Raw genomic sequence first — 14,521 nt, 5'->3', positions numbered from 1 at the left:
TCAAGCGGTGAGGCTGTAATTGTGCTGGCCGGGGCTGGGGTAGAGGCGTTGGTGTTCGCGGGCCGTGTGGAAGGTCCAGTAGTTGTCGAAGTCTCCGTTCGTGGTCAGGGCGCGGAGTTGGAGGACGGCTTCGGCGCCGTCGAGGCCCCAGCGGGCGCCGGTGATGTCGAGGCGGTCGGCGATCAGGTGGCGGCAGGTGCCTTCGACGGCGCCGGTGGCGATCGGCCAGCTGGCGGCGAGGGCGATGCCGTAGTGGAGCTGATCGAGGTGGCCGGCGAGGTAGCGGTGGCAGGTGGTGACGGCTTCGCGGCGGGTGGCGGGAAGCTGTTCGGCTGCGGCCTGGGCGGTCATCTCGATGGCGGCGCGGTCGGCGTGTCCGGCGAGGATCGCGGTGAGTTTGTCCACGGCCCAGGTCTCGGCCTCGCGGCTGCCGGGCGGGTGGAAGGCGTGTGCGACTGTCCAGCAGTACTCGGCGACATGGACGAAGTCGAGCAGGACGTTGAGGCGGATGCCGCGGCGGGCGGCTTCGGCTTGGATGAGGTCGAGTTGGTGGCGGGCGCCGTCGACGAGGACGATCCAGTCCCGCAGATGCTGCGGGTCGCGGGCCTCGGCCTGGTCGAAGGCGTCGGCGACGACGCGTTCTGGGAGATGGATCACTGAGGCGGTGCACCATTTGTGCTGTGCTCTCGGGCCCGGCCTTGCGGGCCGGTTCTCGCTGCGGCCGCCGGGCGGATGCACGATGTCGTGCGGCCGACGCGGAGCCGGGGCGGTGTCGAAGACACAGGCCACCGTGGCCATGCGCTTGCGGTTGGGTTTCTCACCCGGGGCCAGCCGCCCGCGCCGTCCGGCCGCCGCGCTCTTGGCCGCGGCCCGGCGGGTGGCCTCGCGCAGGGCTTCGGGGCGCATCACCACGCTCTTGCCGTCGACCTGGATGACCAGCGGCATCTCGCGGGTGCAGGGCGTGGGGATCTTCACCGCGTAGTAGGCGGAGATGTCGACGGCCGCGGCGACCACCAGCTCTTCGAGACGACGCTTGCCCAGCACTCTTCCGCAGCGTCGTTCGACCGCGGCCTGGGCCTGGTCGAACGAGCCGCGAACCGCCTCCAGGACCGCGAGCCGGGCCAGGCCGCGGGAGTGCCGGCCGGCAGTCAGCGATAACGCTTCGTCGGCCGGGTGCACGTTGGACAGGCCCCGGCCGCGATAGGCGATCCTGTTCACCCGCACCGGTCCGAACACGCAGGTCAGCCAGCGGGGGTGGTTACTCTCCCGCTAGGTCCGCGCCTGTCCTTCCGGCCCGTGCACCGCCGGCTGCCCTGCGTTGATGCGGGCCGCCGCGTCTTCCGTCCTCGCCCGCAGGTCGAGGTGATCCTGCATCAACTGCCGCAGCAGCTCCCGTCCTTGCTGTTCGAGCAGTTCCTCCAGCTCGTCGTGGGCCATCCCCCGCGCTGGGGCGCCGGCCAGCGTCGAGACGAGGCGTTCGAAGGCACCACGGGAGGCGGCATACCCATCAGGCTGGGATAAGGCGTCATAGGGTTCCATCTGGGGCTCTTCTTCGGGTCTTCTTGCGGTTCGTTCGGTTGGCACCTTCGAATCTACGGAGAAGAGCCCCTTGGTCACCGGGAGTTGACGTGGTCGGCGTCCCCCTCGTGGCGGGCGAGGGTGAACCGTCCCGGCGCCTCCTCGTCCAGCCAGCCCCGCTCGACCAGACGCTTCAGCTTCCCCCGGGTCCCCTCGATCTTCGCCGTGGTGGCCTCCAGCCCGATCCGCGGCACGATCTGCTTGGCCCGCAACGGACCTGGAGCATCAGCAACGATCTCCACGATGTCCCGGTACACATCCGGCAGCACCTGAACGACCAGACCCTCCCGCCACGGCGGCACCGCCATCACCCCGATGCCGTGAGGCGCCGGCGCTTCCCGGGGCTCCGGCGCATCGCGCACCCCTGCCTCCGGTGCTTGCTCCGCGGCCGACAACTCCGCCAGTACCTGCGCGACGGTCTCCCGCGTGATCTCCCACCGCGACAGATCAGCCCGTGCCTCCTCCAGTCGTACGGCCAACTCCGCAGCCTCGGCCTGCAGGTTTTCGACTCGCTGTCGAGCCGCAGCCTCCCGCGCCTGGAGTTCTTCCGGCAACGACACCATGGCGCCCCACCTCCACCTCGACACGGTAGAAGTACGACGGCACCGCCCACACGTCAATCAGCGTCTTCCCAGCTCAGCTATCCCTCGAAAGGAACCGCACCCAAGTCGGTTTGGGTCAGCTCTGTGGAGGCTGGGCTGGTGGAGTCGGCGGAATCTGACACGGCGACAGCCGGATGAGGACCGCAGCAGCCAGCATCACGGCCGACAGCGGCGCCAGGAGTACCACGCCCGCCCCGACGGGGGCGTAGCGGGTGCCTCTGACGGAGCCCATGGTCCCGAAGCCGTCGAGCATGAACAGCGGCCTGATGCTCGGACATCGCCGGCTCACGGTGATGCACCTGCCGGAGCCCAGCGCCCCGCTGCTCGGCCGTGACAACGTGCGAAACCTGCGGTCGTGGCGGCACGTCCGGTGAAGCTGGTGCATGGCCCCGTGTCGGCTTCTCGGGTAACTGAGGTTGTTCCTCAGTCATGATCGCCCCCCGCTTCCTCTCGTTCAGTCATGCGTGTTCAGGTGATGCCCTCTTCACAGGAACCAGCGTCTCAGCTCCACAGTTTCACGCTGCATCCCCGAGACCTGGATCCCGACCACACCCGGGACCCGAAGCTGGCCCCCTTGAGGACCACCTGGCCGACTTCCGAGCCAGCTTCTCGCACATCAGCACTTATGAAGTGCATTCACAAGAGCACTACCAGTGCTTCAGATTGACGTACCAGATGTACCACCTAACCACAGAGAGCCAGTCGAAGTCACCTATGGATAGGCGACTTCGACTGGCCAGAACTCAGCCCGTCAGGCCTCTTCCCGGAGGTTGTCGAGTCGATGCTCAGTCAGTGCCAGTGCGACTTCGGACTGATTGAGCGCGTGCTCGCCGTCCTGAATGCGCCACTGAAGACGCTGCACCGGCGGGGCGTCCGCCTCCTGGAGCGCCAGGTCACCCAGCTCGCGCAGCTCCGCATACGCACCCTGCAGCTGCTCCTCGTTGTGCGCCGACCGGACCCTGAGGCGGGCGACCCGCTCTTTCCACCAGCTCACCCGCGACGCACGGTCGAGCGTGGTCTTCCCCTCAAGCCAGGCGCGGAGCTCGGACTGGTCAACGTCGCCGGGGAGCCCGGTAGCCAGGGGCCCCTCGGGTTCCGGCATGTCGATGGGAATGTGCGACAGCAGCACCGCGGGGGTCGTGTCGAGCGCATAGGAGATCGCGACGAGGTCGTCGACGGTCACGGGGCGAGCGCATCGCTCCATCTCCGCGAGGACATCGGCCGAGACCGGGTGATCGAGCATCCGGAGCACATACGCCAGTTCGTCGATGGTCAGCTCGCGCAGCTGGCGGTAGTGGGTGATGGCGTCGGACACAGCAAGAGACGTGGGAAGGGGCGACGGCATGCCTCGATCATAGGCACGCTCGGCGCGACCCACGGGCGAGTAGCCACATTGCCCTGAGCCGTCGCCGCGTAGACGCACGACGGATCCCGGGCGCGGCAGCCTCCGCACCCCTCGGACCGAGGACAGGCACCAGAAGAGGCGCACCTTGGCGAAGAAGTCCAGGTCGGCCTCGCCGTCACAGCCAGTACTGCAGATGCCCCGCACAGCGGCGCCCATCGAGTAGCAATCGACTGCCTATTGAATGGCATTGAGAGTAGTGTTTAAATGGATCTCGATAGGCACTCGGTCCACTCCATGCAAGGCGGGCGACATGTTCGGGCGCGACTCTTCTGCTGATTGCGGTGTGGTTGCGGCCGTTCATGCCTCCTCGGCGAGTCGAGTGCGAGTCTCCACTGCCGCGTCTCACGCAGACTCGCTTCGCCTGATTCCCGTGGAGGCCATTCAGGTCGGAGCCACCGCCGCTGCATCCATTGCCTTGCGGCGCGATGCGATGACCACAACTCATGCCTCGGTCACACGCCGGAGGAAGGCCGCATAGAACTGCCGGCGCCTCGGACAGCCATGACACCGTCCCGCACTGACAGCGACCCGTGCGCCCGGCGGGGCCTCTCGCCCCGCCACCCATGTCCCCACTCCATGAATTCGAGGGATCCCATGAGACTTCGTGCTCCCGCTTGGCTTGCCGTCACGGCCATGCTTGCCCTGTCGGTGACCGTCGGCCTGGCCGCGACCACCGCCCCGGCCGCGCACGCCGCTGGCGAGAACAGCAAGTGCACCGTCAACTGGTCGAACTTCGCCGCCACCGTTGCCAAGAACGGCTGGAACCTCCGCACCGGCCCGTCCACTGCGTACGCCAGCCGCGGCTACGTGTACCGGGGGGACAAGCTGACCGTGCTGTGCAGCCGCGGCGCCTGGGACTACAGCCAGCTCAACCAGCGCTCCAAGTCCGGCATCCCCAAGGGCACCAAGGGCTGGGTGCGCGACGACGGCCTTTACCAGCTGGCCGGCTGACAGACCGGCCCCTCGCCTTCTGTGGGATCCCGTTTGCTGTGTCGAGATTCCGTTTCCGGTGGCGGATCGGTGTCGGATCCGACACCGATCCCGGAAGCCACAGGTCAGCCGGCTGCTGCGGCGCCTGCTAGGGACAACGCTCCGAGAGAGACGACACAGAGGCGATGCCCCTGTGCCCTTCCGGCGCGGGCGCGGGCCAGCTGCTCAGCGGGGCGTCGTCCGCAACGACGACGCCCACACACATCCAGTCCGGGCCCCGAACCAGTCGGTGCCGGCCGCCTCGCCTGAACCGTCTTGTGTCCCACTTTCCTGGAGCGTCTGTGTCTGCCACCACCCTGCCTGTGGCCGCCAAGGTTCCTAAACAACCCACCACACGCCCATGGCCGCCCGCAATCTGGGCTCTGCTCCTCACCACGCTCGTGGCACGCAGCTTCGGCTTCGCCTACCCGTTCCTCAGTTACCACCTCAGGAACCTGGGCTATACCACCGAGACCGTCGGCCAGGTCCTCGCCGTCTTCGGCGTCGGCTGGCTCCTCGGCCAGCTGCTGACCGGATGGGCTGCCGACCGCCTCGGCCGACGCCGGACCCTCGTCACGGCGATGGTGGCCACCGCCGTCCTCCTGCCGCTGCTGGCGCTGGCGCACGACTTCGCCGCAGTGTGCACCGGGTCCCTCATCGCGGGCATAGTCTTCGACGCGGCGCGCCCGGTCGTGTCGGCCCTCATCGCCGACCTCATCACCGACGACGCGCAGCGCGCCGCGGTCAACGGATGGCGTCACGGTGCCGTGAACATCGGCGCGGCCCTCACGGGAGCGGTGGGCGGCTTCCTGGCCGCGCACTTCGGCTTCCAGATCCTGTTCTGGATCAACGCCGCCGCGTGCGCGGCATGCGCCCTCATCGCACACCGCCGTCTGCCGGCCGACACCCCCCTCGCCACCACACCCTCCAGCCGCATGCCCGTGCGGGCCGTGACCCGCGATGCGCGGCTTTGGCTGCTGTGGGCGGCCAGCGTCTTCGCTCTGACATGTGCCGCCGGGATGTTCACCGCGCTTCCGATGCTCATGGAGGACGACGGCCTGGCCGCCAGTGCCTACGGATGGACTCAGGTCGCCAACGCCGGAACAGTGATCGCCCTCACGCCCCTGCTCACACCGTGGCTCAGCCGCCGTTGCTGCGGACAACGGCCCATGACCGGCACCCTCGCGGCAAGCTCGCTCGTCCTGGGCGCGGGTATGGGCAGCGCCGGCCTCGCCGACAGCACTCTCGGCTACAGCCTCGCCGTCGCCGCCGCCGTCCCCGGCGAGATCGCCTTCTTCATCGCCGCATCCGACGTCCTCAACAAGATCTCGCCCGAGTCCGCCCGCGGTCTGTACGCAGGCATCTGGGGAGCCACACTCGCTGTCGCCGTGATCATCGCCCCGGTTCTCGCGGCCGCTTCCCTGGCCTCGGGCGGCGGGGTACTCGCCGCACTCACCACCCTTGCCGCCGGCGCCGTGGGCGCAGCCCTGTGCCTGCCGCTCGCTGGGCTCACCCATCGCCGCACGGCCGCCCGTGCGACCGCCGTCCATGCCGTTTCCTGACCGCCGAACCGGAGAACCGATCATGAGACACAGCACCTCGTGGCCCAACTCGTGGGCATCACCGCAGCCTTGGCTCGCCCTTGCGACTGCCCAGCCCGCGGCGGGGGCAAGTCGATGACCGCGATCGCTCTGACCGCGCAGTCCGCACCGCCGACACGCGACCGACGACTGCTGCTCGGTGTCTTCGCCGTGATGGGCCTCGTCATGGCGGTGTGGGGCACGAGGATGCCCTCAGTGCAGAGGGTGGCCAACCTTGGGACGGGCCATCTGTCGCTCGTTCTTCTCGGCGCCGCTACAGGCGTGGTCGCCGGACTCCAGCTCGGCGGGCACCTGGCCGACCGGCACGGTCCCTCCCGACTGCTGGTCGTCCCCGCCGTCGTCTTCGGCCTCGCCCTGGCCCTCCTCGGCCAGTGCCGCACGCTGCCGACTCTGATCGCGGCGGCCGTCTTCTTCGGCCTCGCACACGGGCTGCTTGACGTCGGCTGCAACGTCTCTTCCGTTCATTGCGAAATCGCCTTCCAGCGGTCGATCATGTCCGGGCTGCACGCCGCCTACTCGATCGGTGCTCTGTGCGGGGCCGCGCTCGCAGCCGTGACCACCTGGATGTCCCACGAGGTGCTGTTCACGATGGTGGGTGCCCTCACGGTGCTCGCCGCTTTCACCGCAGTTCCAGCCGTACGAACGGCAACCTCTCTCGACCACGCACCCGAGCGTCCCGAAGCGGTTCCGGACGAGGAAAAGTCGGCGCAGACCTTCCACGCCTCGGTGTGGCTGCTCGGTGCCCTGGCCGCTGCGTGCCTGCTGTCCGAGGGTGCCGCCGCCGACTGGTCGGCAGTTCACTTGCACTCCCTCCACAGCTCCGAGGCAACTGCGGCAGCCGCCTACGCCCTCTACAGCGCCGCCATGGCCGCGGGCCGGCTCGCCGGTGACCGGCTGACCGGCCGCTACGGAGCACCCGCCCTGGTACGCGCCGGCGCCACCCTGGCCGCCGCCGGACTCGGCGCTGCACTGATCGCCAGCAGCGCCCCGGCCGCCCTGCTCGGCTGGATGGCCCTCGGAGCCGGCCTGTCCACAGCCATGCCGACCCTCATCACAGCCGCCGGACGGGGAGGACCACGCGCGGTGGGCACCGTCGCCACCATCGGCTACCTCGGCCTGCTTGCCGGACCGGCCGCCATCGGGGCGATCGCCTCGCTCACCAGCCTGACCACAGCGCTGGCCCTGCTCGTCGTCCTGACCTCGACCGTCGCTGTCGTCGCCCACCGAGCCTTGGAGTCCCGTTGATCTCTTCCCAGCCCACCACCCCCAGCGATGCCGGCCTCGAGGCCGTGATCCTCGACTACAACGGGGTCATCGGCCGCCAGCCCGGCCCGGCCCAGTGGACCCGGCTCGCCGAACTCGCGGGATGGCGCCCCCACGAGACCCACGCCTTCCAACAGGCGTTCTGGCACCGGCGGGAACTCTACGACCAAGGCGTCACCGAGACCCAGGCGTTCTGGAACGGACTGCTGCGCAGCGGACGCACCGCGCCTGTGGGCAGCACCCTCCTGGCCGCCCTCGGCCACGCCGACACCAACATGTGGACCGCCACGGACCCCGCCGTGCTGGACCTCCTGCACACAGCCCACGCCACCGGGCTGCGTCTCGTACTCCTGTCCAACGCACCCAAACCGCTGGCCAACACCCTCGACGACGCCGAATGGTGCGCCACCTTGTTCAGCCAGACCGTCTACTCCGCCCGCATCGGAGTGAACAAACCCCACAAGCGGGCTTACGAGGCAGCGCTCAAGGCCGCCGGAATGCCCGACCCCTCGAAAACCCTGTTCGTCGACGACCGGCTGGACAACGTCGAAGCCGCCGAGCAACTCGGCCTGCAGGCCCTGCACTACACCGGCGACCCGGCCTCACTCGCCCGCCGACTTCCCCGGCCTCCCACCGTCACACACACGGCAGCCGCCCTCACTACGAGCGCATGACCCCCCTCACGACGCCCTCCCGCGAGCCCGGCGCCCGCCGCATCCCGATCACCGAATCAGAGACCGACCATCACCATGACCGCCCTGCACCCCGGCTCCCGTGCCGTGACGAGCACGTGGCACTCCTCGGTGATCGCCCCCCACCGAGCGGCGCGCCGCCACCCCCATCCACACCCGGGAGTGGGCCTATCCACCTTGCCCTGTGGCGCCCAGGACGCCGCGGCGTGTCTACCGCTCGGCCTGTTCCTTCGCCGGGCCCGCGCACGGAAACAGGCGTCTCTTCTCACCTGACATCAATCCTTCTAAGGGCCCATCGGCAGCCCCCTCTGCTCCCGGCCCGGGCTGGCCACAGGCACCCCAGACCGCCCTGCCGACCCGGGCCGGGTCCCCATCTCACCGTTTCCGTTCCGTCCGGATCCACCGGACCACCATTCCCTCGTCTTGGCCCGCTCGGGAGTTCACCTGTGCAGCAGCCCACTTCACGGCCGGTCGCCGGCGCCCCGTCCGACCCCATTGTGGCCGTCCTCGGTTCCACGGATCAGCCGCCGAAGTGCCTGGTACCTGTCGGCTACCGCGATGTCCTGCGGGTGCCCTGCGCGGCGCGTCTGCTGGCGGGGACGCTCATCGGGCGAATGCCCAACGCGATGGCACCGCTCGCGATCGTGCTGGTCAGCTCCGACCGGTCTGGTGCGGTGGTCAGCGCGACGCTGGCCGCGGTGTATCTGCTGGGCAGCGCGGCCGGCGGCCCGTTGATCGGCCGTCTGGTCGACCGGTTCGGACAGCCGCGCCCGTTCGCCACGGCCGCCATGGTGAGCGGAGCAGCTCTCGTCGTCGTGGCCGAGGGGCCCCGCCAACTGCCCTGGCCCTGGGTTCTTGCGGGGGTTGCGGTCGCCGGGGCGGCCAAGCCGCCGCTGGAGTCCGGACTGCGGGCTCTGTTCGGGACGGCGCACGGCATGCCGACCCGCGAGCACCAGCGGACCGTGCTGGCCCTCGACGCGGCAAGTCAAGAAGTGATCTACGTGCTGGGTCCTCTCCTTGTAGCGGGGATCTCCATGACGCTCTCCCCGTCCGCCGCCCTGCTGACGACAGCTGCCCTGGGCATGGCCGGTACTGCACTGGTTGTCACGGCTGCGCCGTCGCGGTCGTGGAGCACGGAGCAGCGCCGGGCGGACTGGCTCGGTCCGGTGCGCTCCCCCCGGCTGCGGGCGCTGTACCTGGCCATGGTGGGAGCCGGTATCCCGATCGGCGCGCTCACGCCTCTCTCGGTGGACCGTGGAGCCGCGTTCGGCGCGCCGTGGCTGTCGGGGGCGCTCCCGGCGGTGCTGTCGGCCAGCGCCGTCGTCGGCGGGCTGGCCTATGGGTCCCGCCCCTGGCCCGGCACGGCGAGCAGGCACGTGAGCGTCCTGGCTGTCGCCTCCGCCGCGGGGTGGCTTCCCATCGTCTGGGCGGGCACCCCTGCCACCGCGCTGGCCGCCACCGCCCTGCCCGGTCTGGTGATGGCGCCGCTGCTCGCTTCCGCGTTCCTGGTGACCGGGCATCTCGCCCCGCCCGGGACCACGACCGAGGCGCACGCGCTGCTGGTGGCCGCGCTGGACATGGGATGCGCGGGGGGCGCCGCCGCCGCAGGCCTGGCCCCGACCCTGGCGCTGCTCCCGCTCGGCGCCGCGAGCGCGGCCCTCATCCTCCTCAGCACCCGCCGCCCCACCGTCGGCAGCAAGCCGCCGCCCCTGACCCACCCGATCGAGCACCGAGGGAGCCTTTCGTGAACGCCTTCCGTCTCACCCGCACCCTGCCCGCCGACGCGACGGCCGCCGCCCTGCGCGGCGATGTCCTGCACGGCCTCACCAGCACACCGAAAACGCTGCCGCCGACGTGGTTCTACGACGCGCGCGGCAGCGAGATCTTCGAAGCGATCACGCAGATCCCGGAGTACCCCGTGTGGCGGGCGGAACTGGGCCTGCTCCGGCAGCACGCCGAGGCCATCGCCCTACGGACCGGCGCCCGCACCCTCATCGAGCTGGGATCCGGCGCGTACTCCGCCAAGACGCGGCACCTGCTGGACGCGCTCACCGGCCTGCACGCCTATGTGCCGGTCGACGTCTGCGAGAGCGCCCTGCGCCAGGCCGGGCAGGCGCTGATCGTCGAGCGCCCGGGGCTCACCGTGCATGCCCTGGTCGCCGACTTCACCAGCGTCCTGGCCCTGCCCGACACCCCCGGACCGAAGCTGCTGGCGTTCCTCGGCAGCACGATCGGGAATTTCCTTCCCGCCGAGCGCGCCGCGTTCCTGTCCTGCCTGAGCGCCTTGCTCTCCCCCGGCGACGCCCTGCTGCTCGGCGCCGACCTCGTCAAGGACGAAGCGGCCCTGGTCGCGGCGTACGACGACCCCGCAGGGCTCACTTCAGATTTCAACAAGAACGTGCTCCGGGTGATCAACAGCAGGCTGGACGCCGATTTCGACCCCGACGCGTTCGAGCACGTGGCGCTCTTCGACACCGCTCACGAGTGGATCGAGATGCGGCTGCGATCCCTCGTCGATCAGACGGTCAAGATCCGCGCTCTCGATCTGGCCGTCGACTTCTCGGCGGGCGAGGACCTGTGCACCGAGATCTCGGCCAAGTTCCGGCGCGAAGGCCTCGCCGCTGAACTGGCCGCCGCCGGACTGGAGTTGGCGCACTGGTTCACCGGACCGGGCCAGGAGTACGGCCTCGCGCTCGCCGTCCCCCGACGGCCCGGGGCTGACCGGCCGCCGGCCGGCCGCAGCACGGCCTGCGTCAGCTGACACCGACCGCCCACCCCCCTTTTCCCATGCGTTGAGCAGATTTGGAGCAGCCCGATGCCCACCGACTCGATCAGCCTTCCCGGAACCCCGACCGGCACCACCCCTTCCCCCGCACGCACCGCACGCGCCGCGGTGGTCGCCCCGTACGGGACGGGCCGGCACTACCAGGCCGAGTTCGCCCTCCGGGGATGGGACTGCGTCGCCGTCACCCCCACGGACGAGGCGCTGCCCGCCCTGTTCCGGGGCCACCTCGACCCGGCCGGCTACCACAGCGTCGTCCTGCACCAGGAGGACGTCGGCGCGACCGTGCGGGCTCTGCGCGAGCTGCGGGTGAACGCCGTCGTCGCCGGGACGGAAATCGGCGTGCCCCTGGCCGAACAGCTGGCGCACCACCTGGGCCTGCCCGGCAACGACCCGCGGACAACAGGACGCCGCCGTGACAAGGGGGCCATGGCAGCCTCGCTGACCATCGCGGGCATCGACGCTCCCCGCAGCCTGTCCACCGACCGCCTCCAGGACGCCCTGTCCTGGGCGCACACGCTCGACACCCCGGACGTCGTCCTCAAACCGGGCGACTCCGCCGGGTCCGACGGCGTGATCTTCTGCTCCAGCCCCGAGGAGATCCGGGCGGCCTGGACGCGGCTGTACGAAGTACCCAACGCGATGGGCGGCAGCAACGACCACCTCGTCATCCAGGAGCGGCTCCAGGGCTCGCAGTACGTCGTCAACAGCGTCTCCGCCCCCGACCTCGGCGGCACACCCCGGCACACGGTCACCGAATTCTGGGCCGACCGCCGTACCGGCGACTCCCACGTCTACGACCGCCTCGACCTGCTCAACCGCACGCGGCTGATCCCGCGCATCCTCGCGGAGTACACCGTGCGCTGCCTCGACGCGCTGGGCATCGTCCACGGCCCGGCCCACACCGAGCTGATGTACGTGCCCCGGCGAGGACCCGTACTCATCGAGAGCGGAGCCCGCCCCGAGGGCTCCTACGACCCTGCGGCCATGCGGGAGGCGACCGGCAGCGACCACATCCGCGACGCCGTCCACGCGGTCGTCGCCAGCGCGCCCGCCCACCTGGCGCCCGACCGTCCGCGCTCCTGCGTCTCCAAGGTGTCACTGATCGCGCCGCACGACGGCACCCTCGACGAGAACCTGCTGCGCACCCTGCTGACCCTGCCGACGGTGCGGGGGTACGTCGGCGCCCTGGTCCCGGGCACGGCCGTGCAGCGCACCACGGACCTGCTGACCTCTCCCGGACGGCTGATGCTCGCCGCCCAGGACCTCCGCTCGATCGACCAGGACTACAAGGCCATCCGCTCGATCGAGGCCGCTGGACTCTACAGCGGGGCCTCCTCGTGAGCGCCCGCCATCAGGGCGCCACGGCGCTGTGGCCCGCCTCCCGCCTGGACCACACGCTGGCCGCCTGCCAGGCCCAGGACCGGGCGGCCCTGGGCCTGTACCTGCCCGTCGGCTACCCCACGCGGTCGGGCAGTCTGGACGCGCTGCATCTGATGGGCCAGGCCGCCGATGTGCTGGAGATCGGTATCCCGCACACCGACCCGGCGCTCGACGGTCCGGTGATCCGGCAGGCCGCCGCCCAGGCCCTGGCGGGCGGCTTCCGGATGCCCGACGTCTTCACGGCCGTGGCGGAGCTGACCGCGTCCACCCCCGCCGCGCTGGTGGCCATGTCCTACTGGATCCCGATCCAGCGCTACGGGCCGCGGGCGTTCCTGCACGCGTTCTCCGACGCCGGAGGCTCGGCTGTGCTCATACCCGACCTGCCCCAGGCCGCCGCCGACGGCTGGCGGCAGGCGGCCCGGGCGGCGGGCGTGCACACGATCACCCTGGTCCCGCAAGGCGCCTCCGCCGCTCACCTGGCCGCGATCGGCGCGGCAACCTCCGGCATGGTCTACGCGCCCGCCGCCCCCGGCCCCACCGGCGGCCAGGGCCCGCTCAGCCCCTACCTGCCGCACGAGGTCCACCGCATCCGCACCGCGACCGGCAGACCGGTCGCGGTCGGAATCGGCATCAGTACCCCCGCCCAGGCCGCACACGTCGCGTGCTTCGCCGACCTCGTGGTGGTCGGATCCGCCGTCATCCGCCGCATGCAGTCCCAGCCCACCGCTCCCGCAACCGCCGCGGCGACGGCCGCCCGGGACTTCGCCGCCGGCATCCGCCGCGCCCGCCGCGCCCGCCGCACCGCGGCCTGACCCGCAGCCGCCCCCGGCACGCGCCACGGTCCAGGAGGAAGGAACACCGCACCATGCAGTCCATCGCCCGCCACCCGGCGAGCCATCCCACGGCCGCCCCCGGCGTACGGCACAGCACCTCCGGGGCGCAGCCGCCGCGCCGCCGCCTGACCGTGAAACCCGAGACGACGGCGGAGGTCCACGCATGACCTCCGCCGGCCAGCCCGAATCCGGCTTCGCACCCGATGACGAGTTCAAACCCGTCTACACCCCGCCGGCCTGGTATGCGGAGAACACCTCGCAGGCCCCGGACACCGGCTCCCCGCCAGTGCCCTGGTACTCCGTCTACCCGCGGCCGGGTCAGCCGCCGGCGTGCAGGCAGTGCGGCGTGACGCCCGCCGCGGTGGTCACGATCCGAGCGCACCGCGGCCTCATTCTCGCGGCGAGGTGGCAGCACATCGACGGGCCGTTCTGCGGTCTCTGCGGCATCGCCCTGGTGCGGGACATGACCACCACAACCCTCTGGAAGGGGTGGTGGAGCCTCGTGTCCCTGATCGTCGGCGCCCCCTTCTCCCTGGTGTCCAACGGGATCGCCTACCGCAAGCTGCGCCAGCTCCAGCCCGCCGTTCCCGCGCCCGGCACGCGTCAGATCCCCCTCGGCAAGCCCGTCCTGCACCGACCGGCTTCCTACGTCGCCCTCATCCCCCTGATCTTGGCCGCCGCCGTGATCGCCCGCGCGCTCACAACGGCGGCCTGACCACGGCCGCACGGCCTGGTCCGGGGCCTGCCGAACAGGCGAGGCCTCTGCCCCACCCACACCCATGAGGAGAACCCCCGATGCCCCCTACGCACACGAAGGCCACCCGGACCCTACGCATGGCCGCAGTCGGCGCTGTCGCGGCCGCACTGATGGTTCCCGCGCTCACCGGGTCCGCCGAGGCGGCCACGGCCAAGGTGACCGTCGTCGGCCCCTCCGCCTGCGGGACGATCTACCCGTCGGGCTACTGGTGGACATATCCGACCACGAACCTCAAGCTCCGCTCCGGCCCGGGAACCGGCTACACCTCCCTCGGTCTGACCCTGAAGGGCAGCGGCGTGGAGGTGCAGTGCAAGGCCAAGGCTGCCGCCGGCTGGATGCGGGTCTCCGTGCTCAACGGCCAGCTCAAGGGCCGTGCGGGCTGGGTGGCCAGCAAGTACCTCGCCTCCTAACACCGGTCGGCCTCCGTGCAGTTCACCCCCGCACGGTGACCGCCCCCAGCGATCCGATGTCCCAGAGGCCACCCATTCCAACGGCCGGGCGGGTGGCTCCTGCGGCTGGCCCGGCTCCCGGCACGGCCCGGGCCTTCGGCGACATCGCGGTCGAACCCGCCCTCGGCCATCGTCTGCCCAAGCTGGCCCCCGCCATCGCCCCGCGGCCGTGCCCGCCCTGCCGGGGCCGTTCCTGGCCGGGTACCC

13 protein-coding genes and 1 pseudogene are annotated in these 14,521 nt (G+C 70.9%); 11 read left to right on the top strand and 3 right to left on the bottom strand.

Annotation, left to right across the window (positions count from 1 at the left end; genetic code table 11):
• From ACIQPR_RS09865 to ACIQPR_RS09855, 3 genes and pseudogenes are all read right to left on the bottom strand, one after another.
• A pseudogene (locus tag ACIQPR_RS09865) lies at positions 1–1,539 on the bottom strand (ISKra4 family transposase).
• Positions 1,540–1,613: 74 nt separating this feature from the next.
• A complete protein-coding gene (locus ACIQPR_RS09860) occupies positions 1,614–2,141 on the bottom strand; it encodes a hypothetical protein (RefSeq protein ID WP_403644611.1) in 528 nt (175 codons plus the stop codon).
• Positions 2,142–2,931: 790 nt separating this feature from the next.
• Positions 2,932–3,525: a DNA-binding protein gene (locus ACIQPR_RS09855; RefSeq protein ID WP_403644608.1), complete on the bottom strand. Its 594-nt coding sequence runs from the start codon at positions 3,523–3,525 to the stop codon at positions 2,932–2,934.
• A 693-nt stretch (positions 3,526–4,218) separates the two neighbouring features.
• Between ACIQPR_RS09855 and ACIQPR_RS09850 the strand changes: the two genes are divergently transcribed.
• The 11 genes from ACIQPR_RS09850 (at position 4,219) to ACIQPR_RS09800 (ending at position 14,275) form a co-directional block, all read left to right on the top strand.
• Positions 4,219–4,536, top strand: coding sequence for an SH3 domain-containing protein (locus ACIQPR_RS09850; protein WP_403644606.1), 318 nt, complete (start codon positions 4,219–4,221; stop codon positions 4,534–4,536).
• 296 nt (positions 4,537–4,832) lie between these two features.
• Positions 4,833–6,116 (top strand): MFS transporter, encoded by a 1,284-nt coding sequence (locus tag ACIQPR_RS09845; protein ID WP_403644604.1) that lies wholly within the window; start codon positions 4,833–4,835, stop codon positions 6,114–6,116.
• 114 nt (positions 6,117–6,230) lie between these two features.
• A complete protein-coding gene (locus ACIQPR_RS09840) occupies positions 6,231–7,400 on the top strand; it encodes an MFS transporter (RefSeq protein ID WP_403644602.1) in 1,170 nt (389 codons plus the stop codon).
• Positions 7,397–8,092, top strand: coding sequence for an HAD family hydrolase (locus ACIQPR_RS09835; RefSeq protein WP_403644600.1), 696 nt, complete (start codon positions 7,397–7,399; stop codon positions 8,090–8,092). The genes ACIQPR_RS09840 and ACIQPR_RS09835 overlap by 4 nt, the downstream gene beginning before the upstream one ends.
• A 464-nt stretch (positions 8,093–8,556) precedes the next feature.
• The gene (locus tag ACIQPR_RS09830; protein WP_403644597.1) at positions 8,557–9,858 is read left to right on the top strand and encodes an MFS transporter; all 1,302 of its coding nucleotides are present in this window, start codon (positions 8,557–8,559) and stop codon (positions 9,856–9,858) included.
• A complete protein-coding gene (gene egtD, locus ACIQPR_RS09825) occupies positions 9,855–10,871 on the top strand; it encodes an L-histidine N(alpha)-methyltransferase (RefSeq protein ID WP_403644594.1) in 1,017 nt (338 codons plus the stop codon). The genes ACIQPR_RS09830 and egtD overlap by 4 nt, the downstream gene beginning before the upstream one ends.
• A gap of 54 nt (positions 10,872–10,925) precedes the next feature.
• Positions 10,926–12,236, top strand: coding sequence for a hypothetical protein (locus ACIQPR_RS09820; RefSeq protein WP_403644591.1), 1,311 nt, complete (start codon positions 10,926–10,928; stop codon positions 12,234–12,236).
• Entirely contained in the window at positions 12,233–13,087 is an 855-nt protein-coding gene (gene trpA / locus ACIQPR_RS09815; protein WP_403644588.1) for a tryptophan synthase subunit alpha, read from the top strand. Before ACIQPR_RS09820 ends, trpA begins: the two co-directional genes overlap by 4 nt.
• A 53-nt stretch (positions 13,088–13,140) precedes the next feature.
• Positions 13,141–13,275 carry a hypothetical protein gene (locus ACIQPR_RS09810; protein WP_403644586.1) on the top strand — a complete coding sequence of 45 codons (135 nt, stop codon included), beginning with the start codon at positions 13,141–13,143 and terminating at the stop codon, positions 13,273–13,275.
• Positions 13,272–13,823, top strand: a complete 552-nt coding sequence (locus ACIQPR_RS09805) for a hypothetical protein (RefSeq protein WP_403644584.1) — start codon at positions 13,272–13,274, stop codon at positions 13,821–13,823. The genes ACIQPR_RS09810 and ACIQPR_RS09805 overlap by 4 nt, the downstream gene beginning before the upstream one ends.
• A gap of 119 nt (positions 13,824–13,942) precedes the next feature.
• Positions 13,943–14,275, top strand: coding sequence for an SH3 domain-containing protein (locus tag ACIQPR_RS09800; protein WP_403644581.1), 333 nt, complete (start codon positions 13,943–13,945; stop codon positions 14,273–14,275).
• The last annotated feature ends 246 nt before the right edge of the window (positions 14,276–14,521 follow it).

Source organism: Streptomyces sp. NPDC091280 (assembly GCF_044768565.1).
Classification (GTDB): domain Bacteria; phylum Actinomycetota; class Actinomycetes; order Streptomycetales; family Streptomycetaceae; genus Streptomyces.
Note: the sequence above shows the minus strand (reverse complement) of the source record. Positions and strands in the feature narration are given on the sequence as shown.

Excerpts from the sequence above, each read along its gene's own strand:
- ACIQPR_RS09860 (WP_403644611.1), bottom strand. The coding sequence starts at position 2,141 with ATGGTGTCGTTGCCGGAAGAACTCCAGGCGCGGGAGGCTGCGGCTCGA.
- ACIQPR_RS09855 (WP_403644608.1), bottom strand. The coding sequence starts at position 3,525 with ATGCCGTCGCCCCTTCCCACGTCTCTTGCTGTGTCCGACGCCATCACC.
- ACIQPR_RS09850 (WP_403644606.1), top strand. The coding sequence starts at position 4,219 with ATGCTTGCCCTGTCGGTGACCGTCGGCCTGGCCGCGACCACCGCCCCG.
- ACIQPR_RS09840 (WP_403644602.1), top strand. The coding sequence starts at position 6,231 with ATGACCGCGATCGCTCTGACCGCGCAGTCCGCACCGCCGACACGCGAC.
- ACIQPR_RS09820 (WP_403644591.1), top strand. The coding sequence starts at position 10,926 with ATGCCCACCGACTCGATCAGCCTTCCCGGAACCCCGACCGGCACCACC.
- ACIQPR_RS09810 (WP_403644586.1), top strand. The coding sequence starts at position 13,141 with ATGCAGTCCATCGCCCGCCACCCGGCGAGCCATCCCACGGCCGCCCCC.
- ACIQPR_RS09805 (WP_403644584.1), top strand. The coding sequence starts at position 13,272 with ATGACCTCCGCCGGCCAGCCCGAATCCGGCTTCGCACCCGATGACGAG.
- ACIQPR_RS09800 (WP_403644581.1), top strand. The coding sequence starts at position 13,943 with ATGGCCGCAGTCGGCGCTGTCGCGGCCGCACTGATGGTTCCCGCGCTC.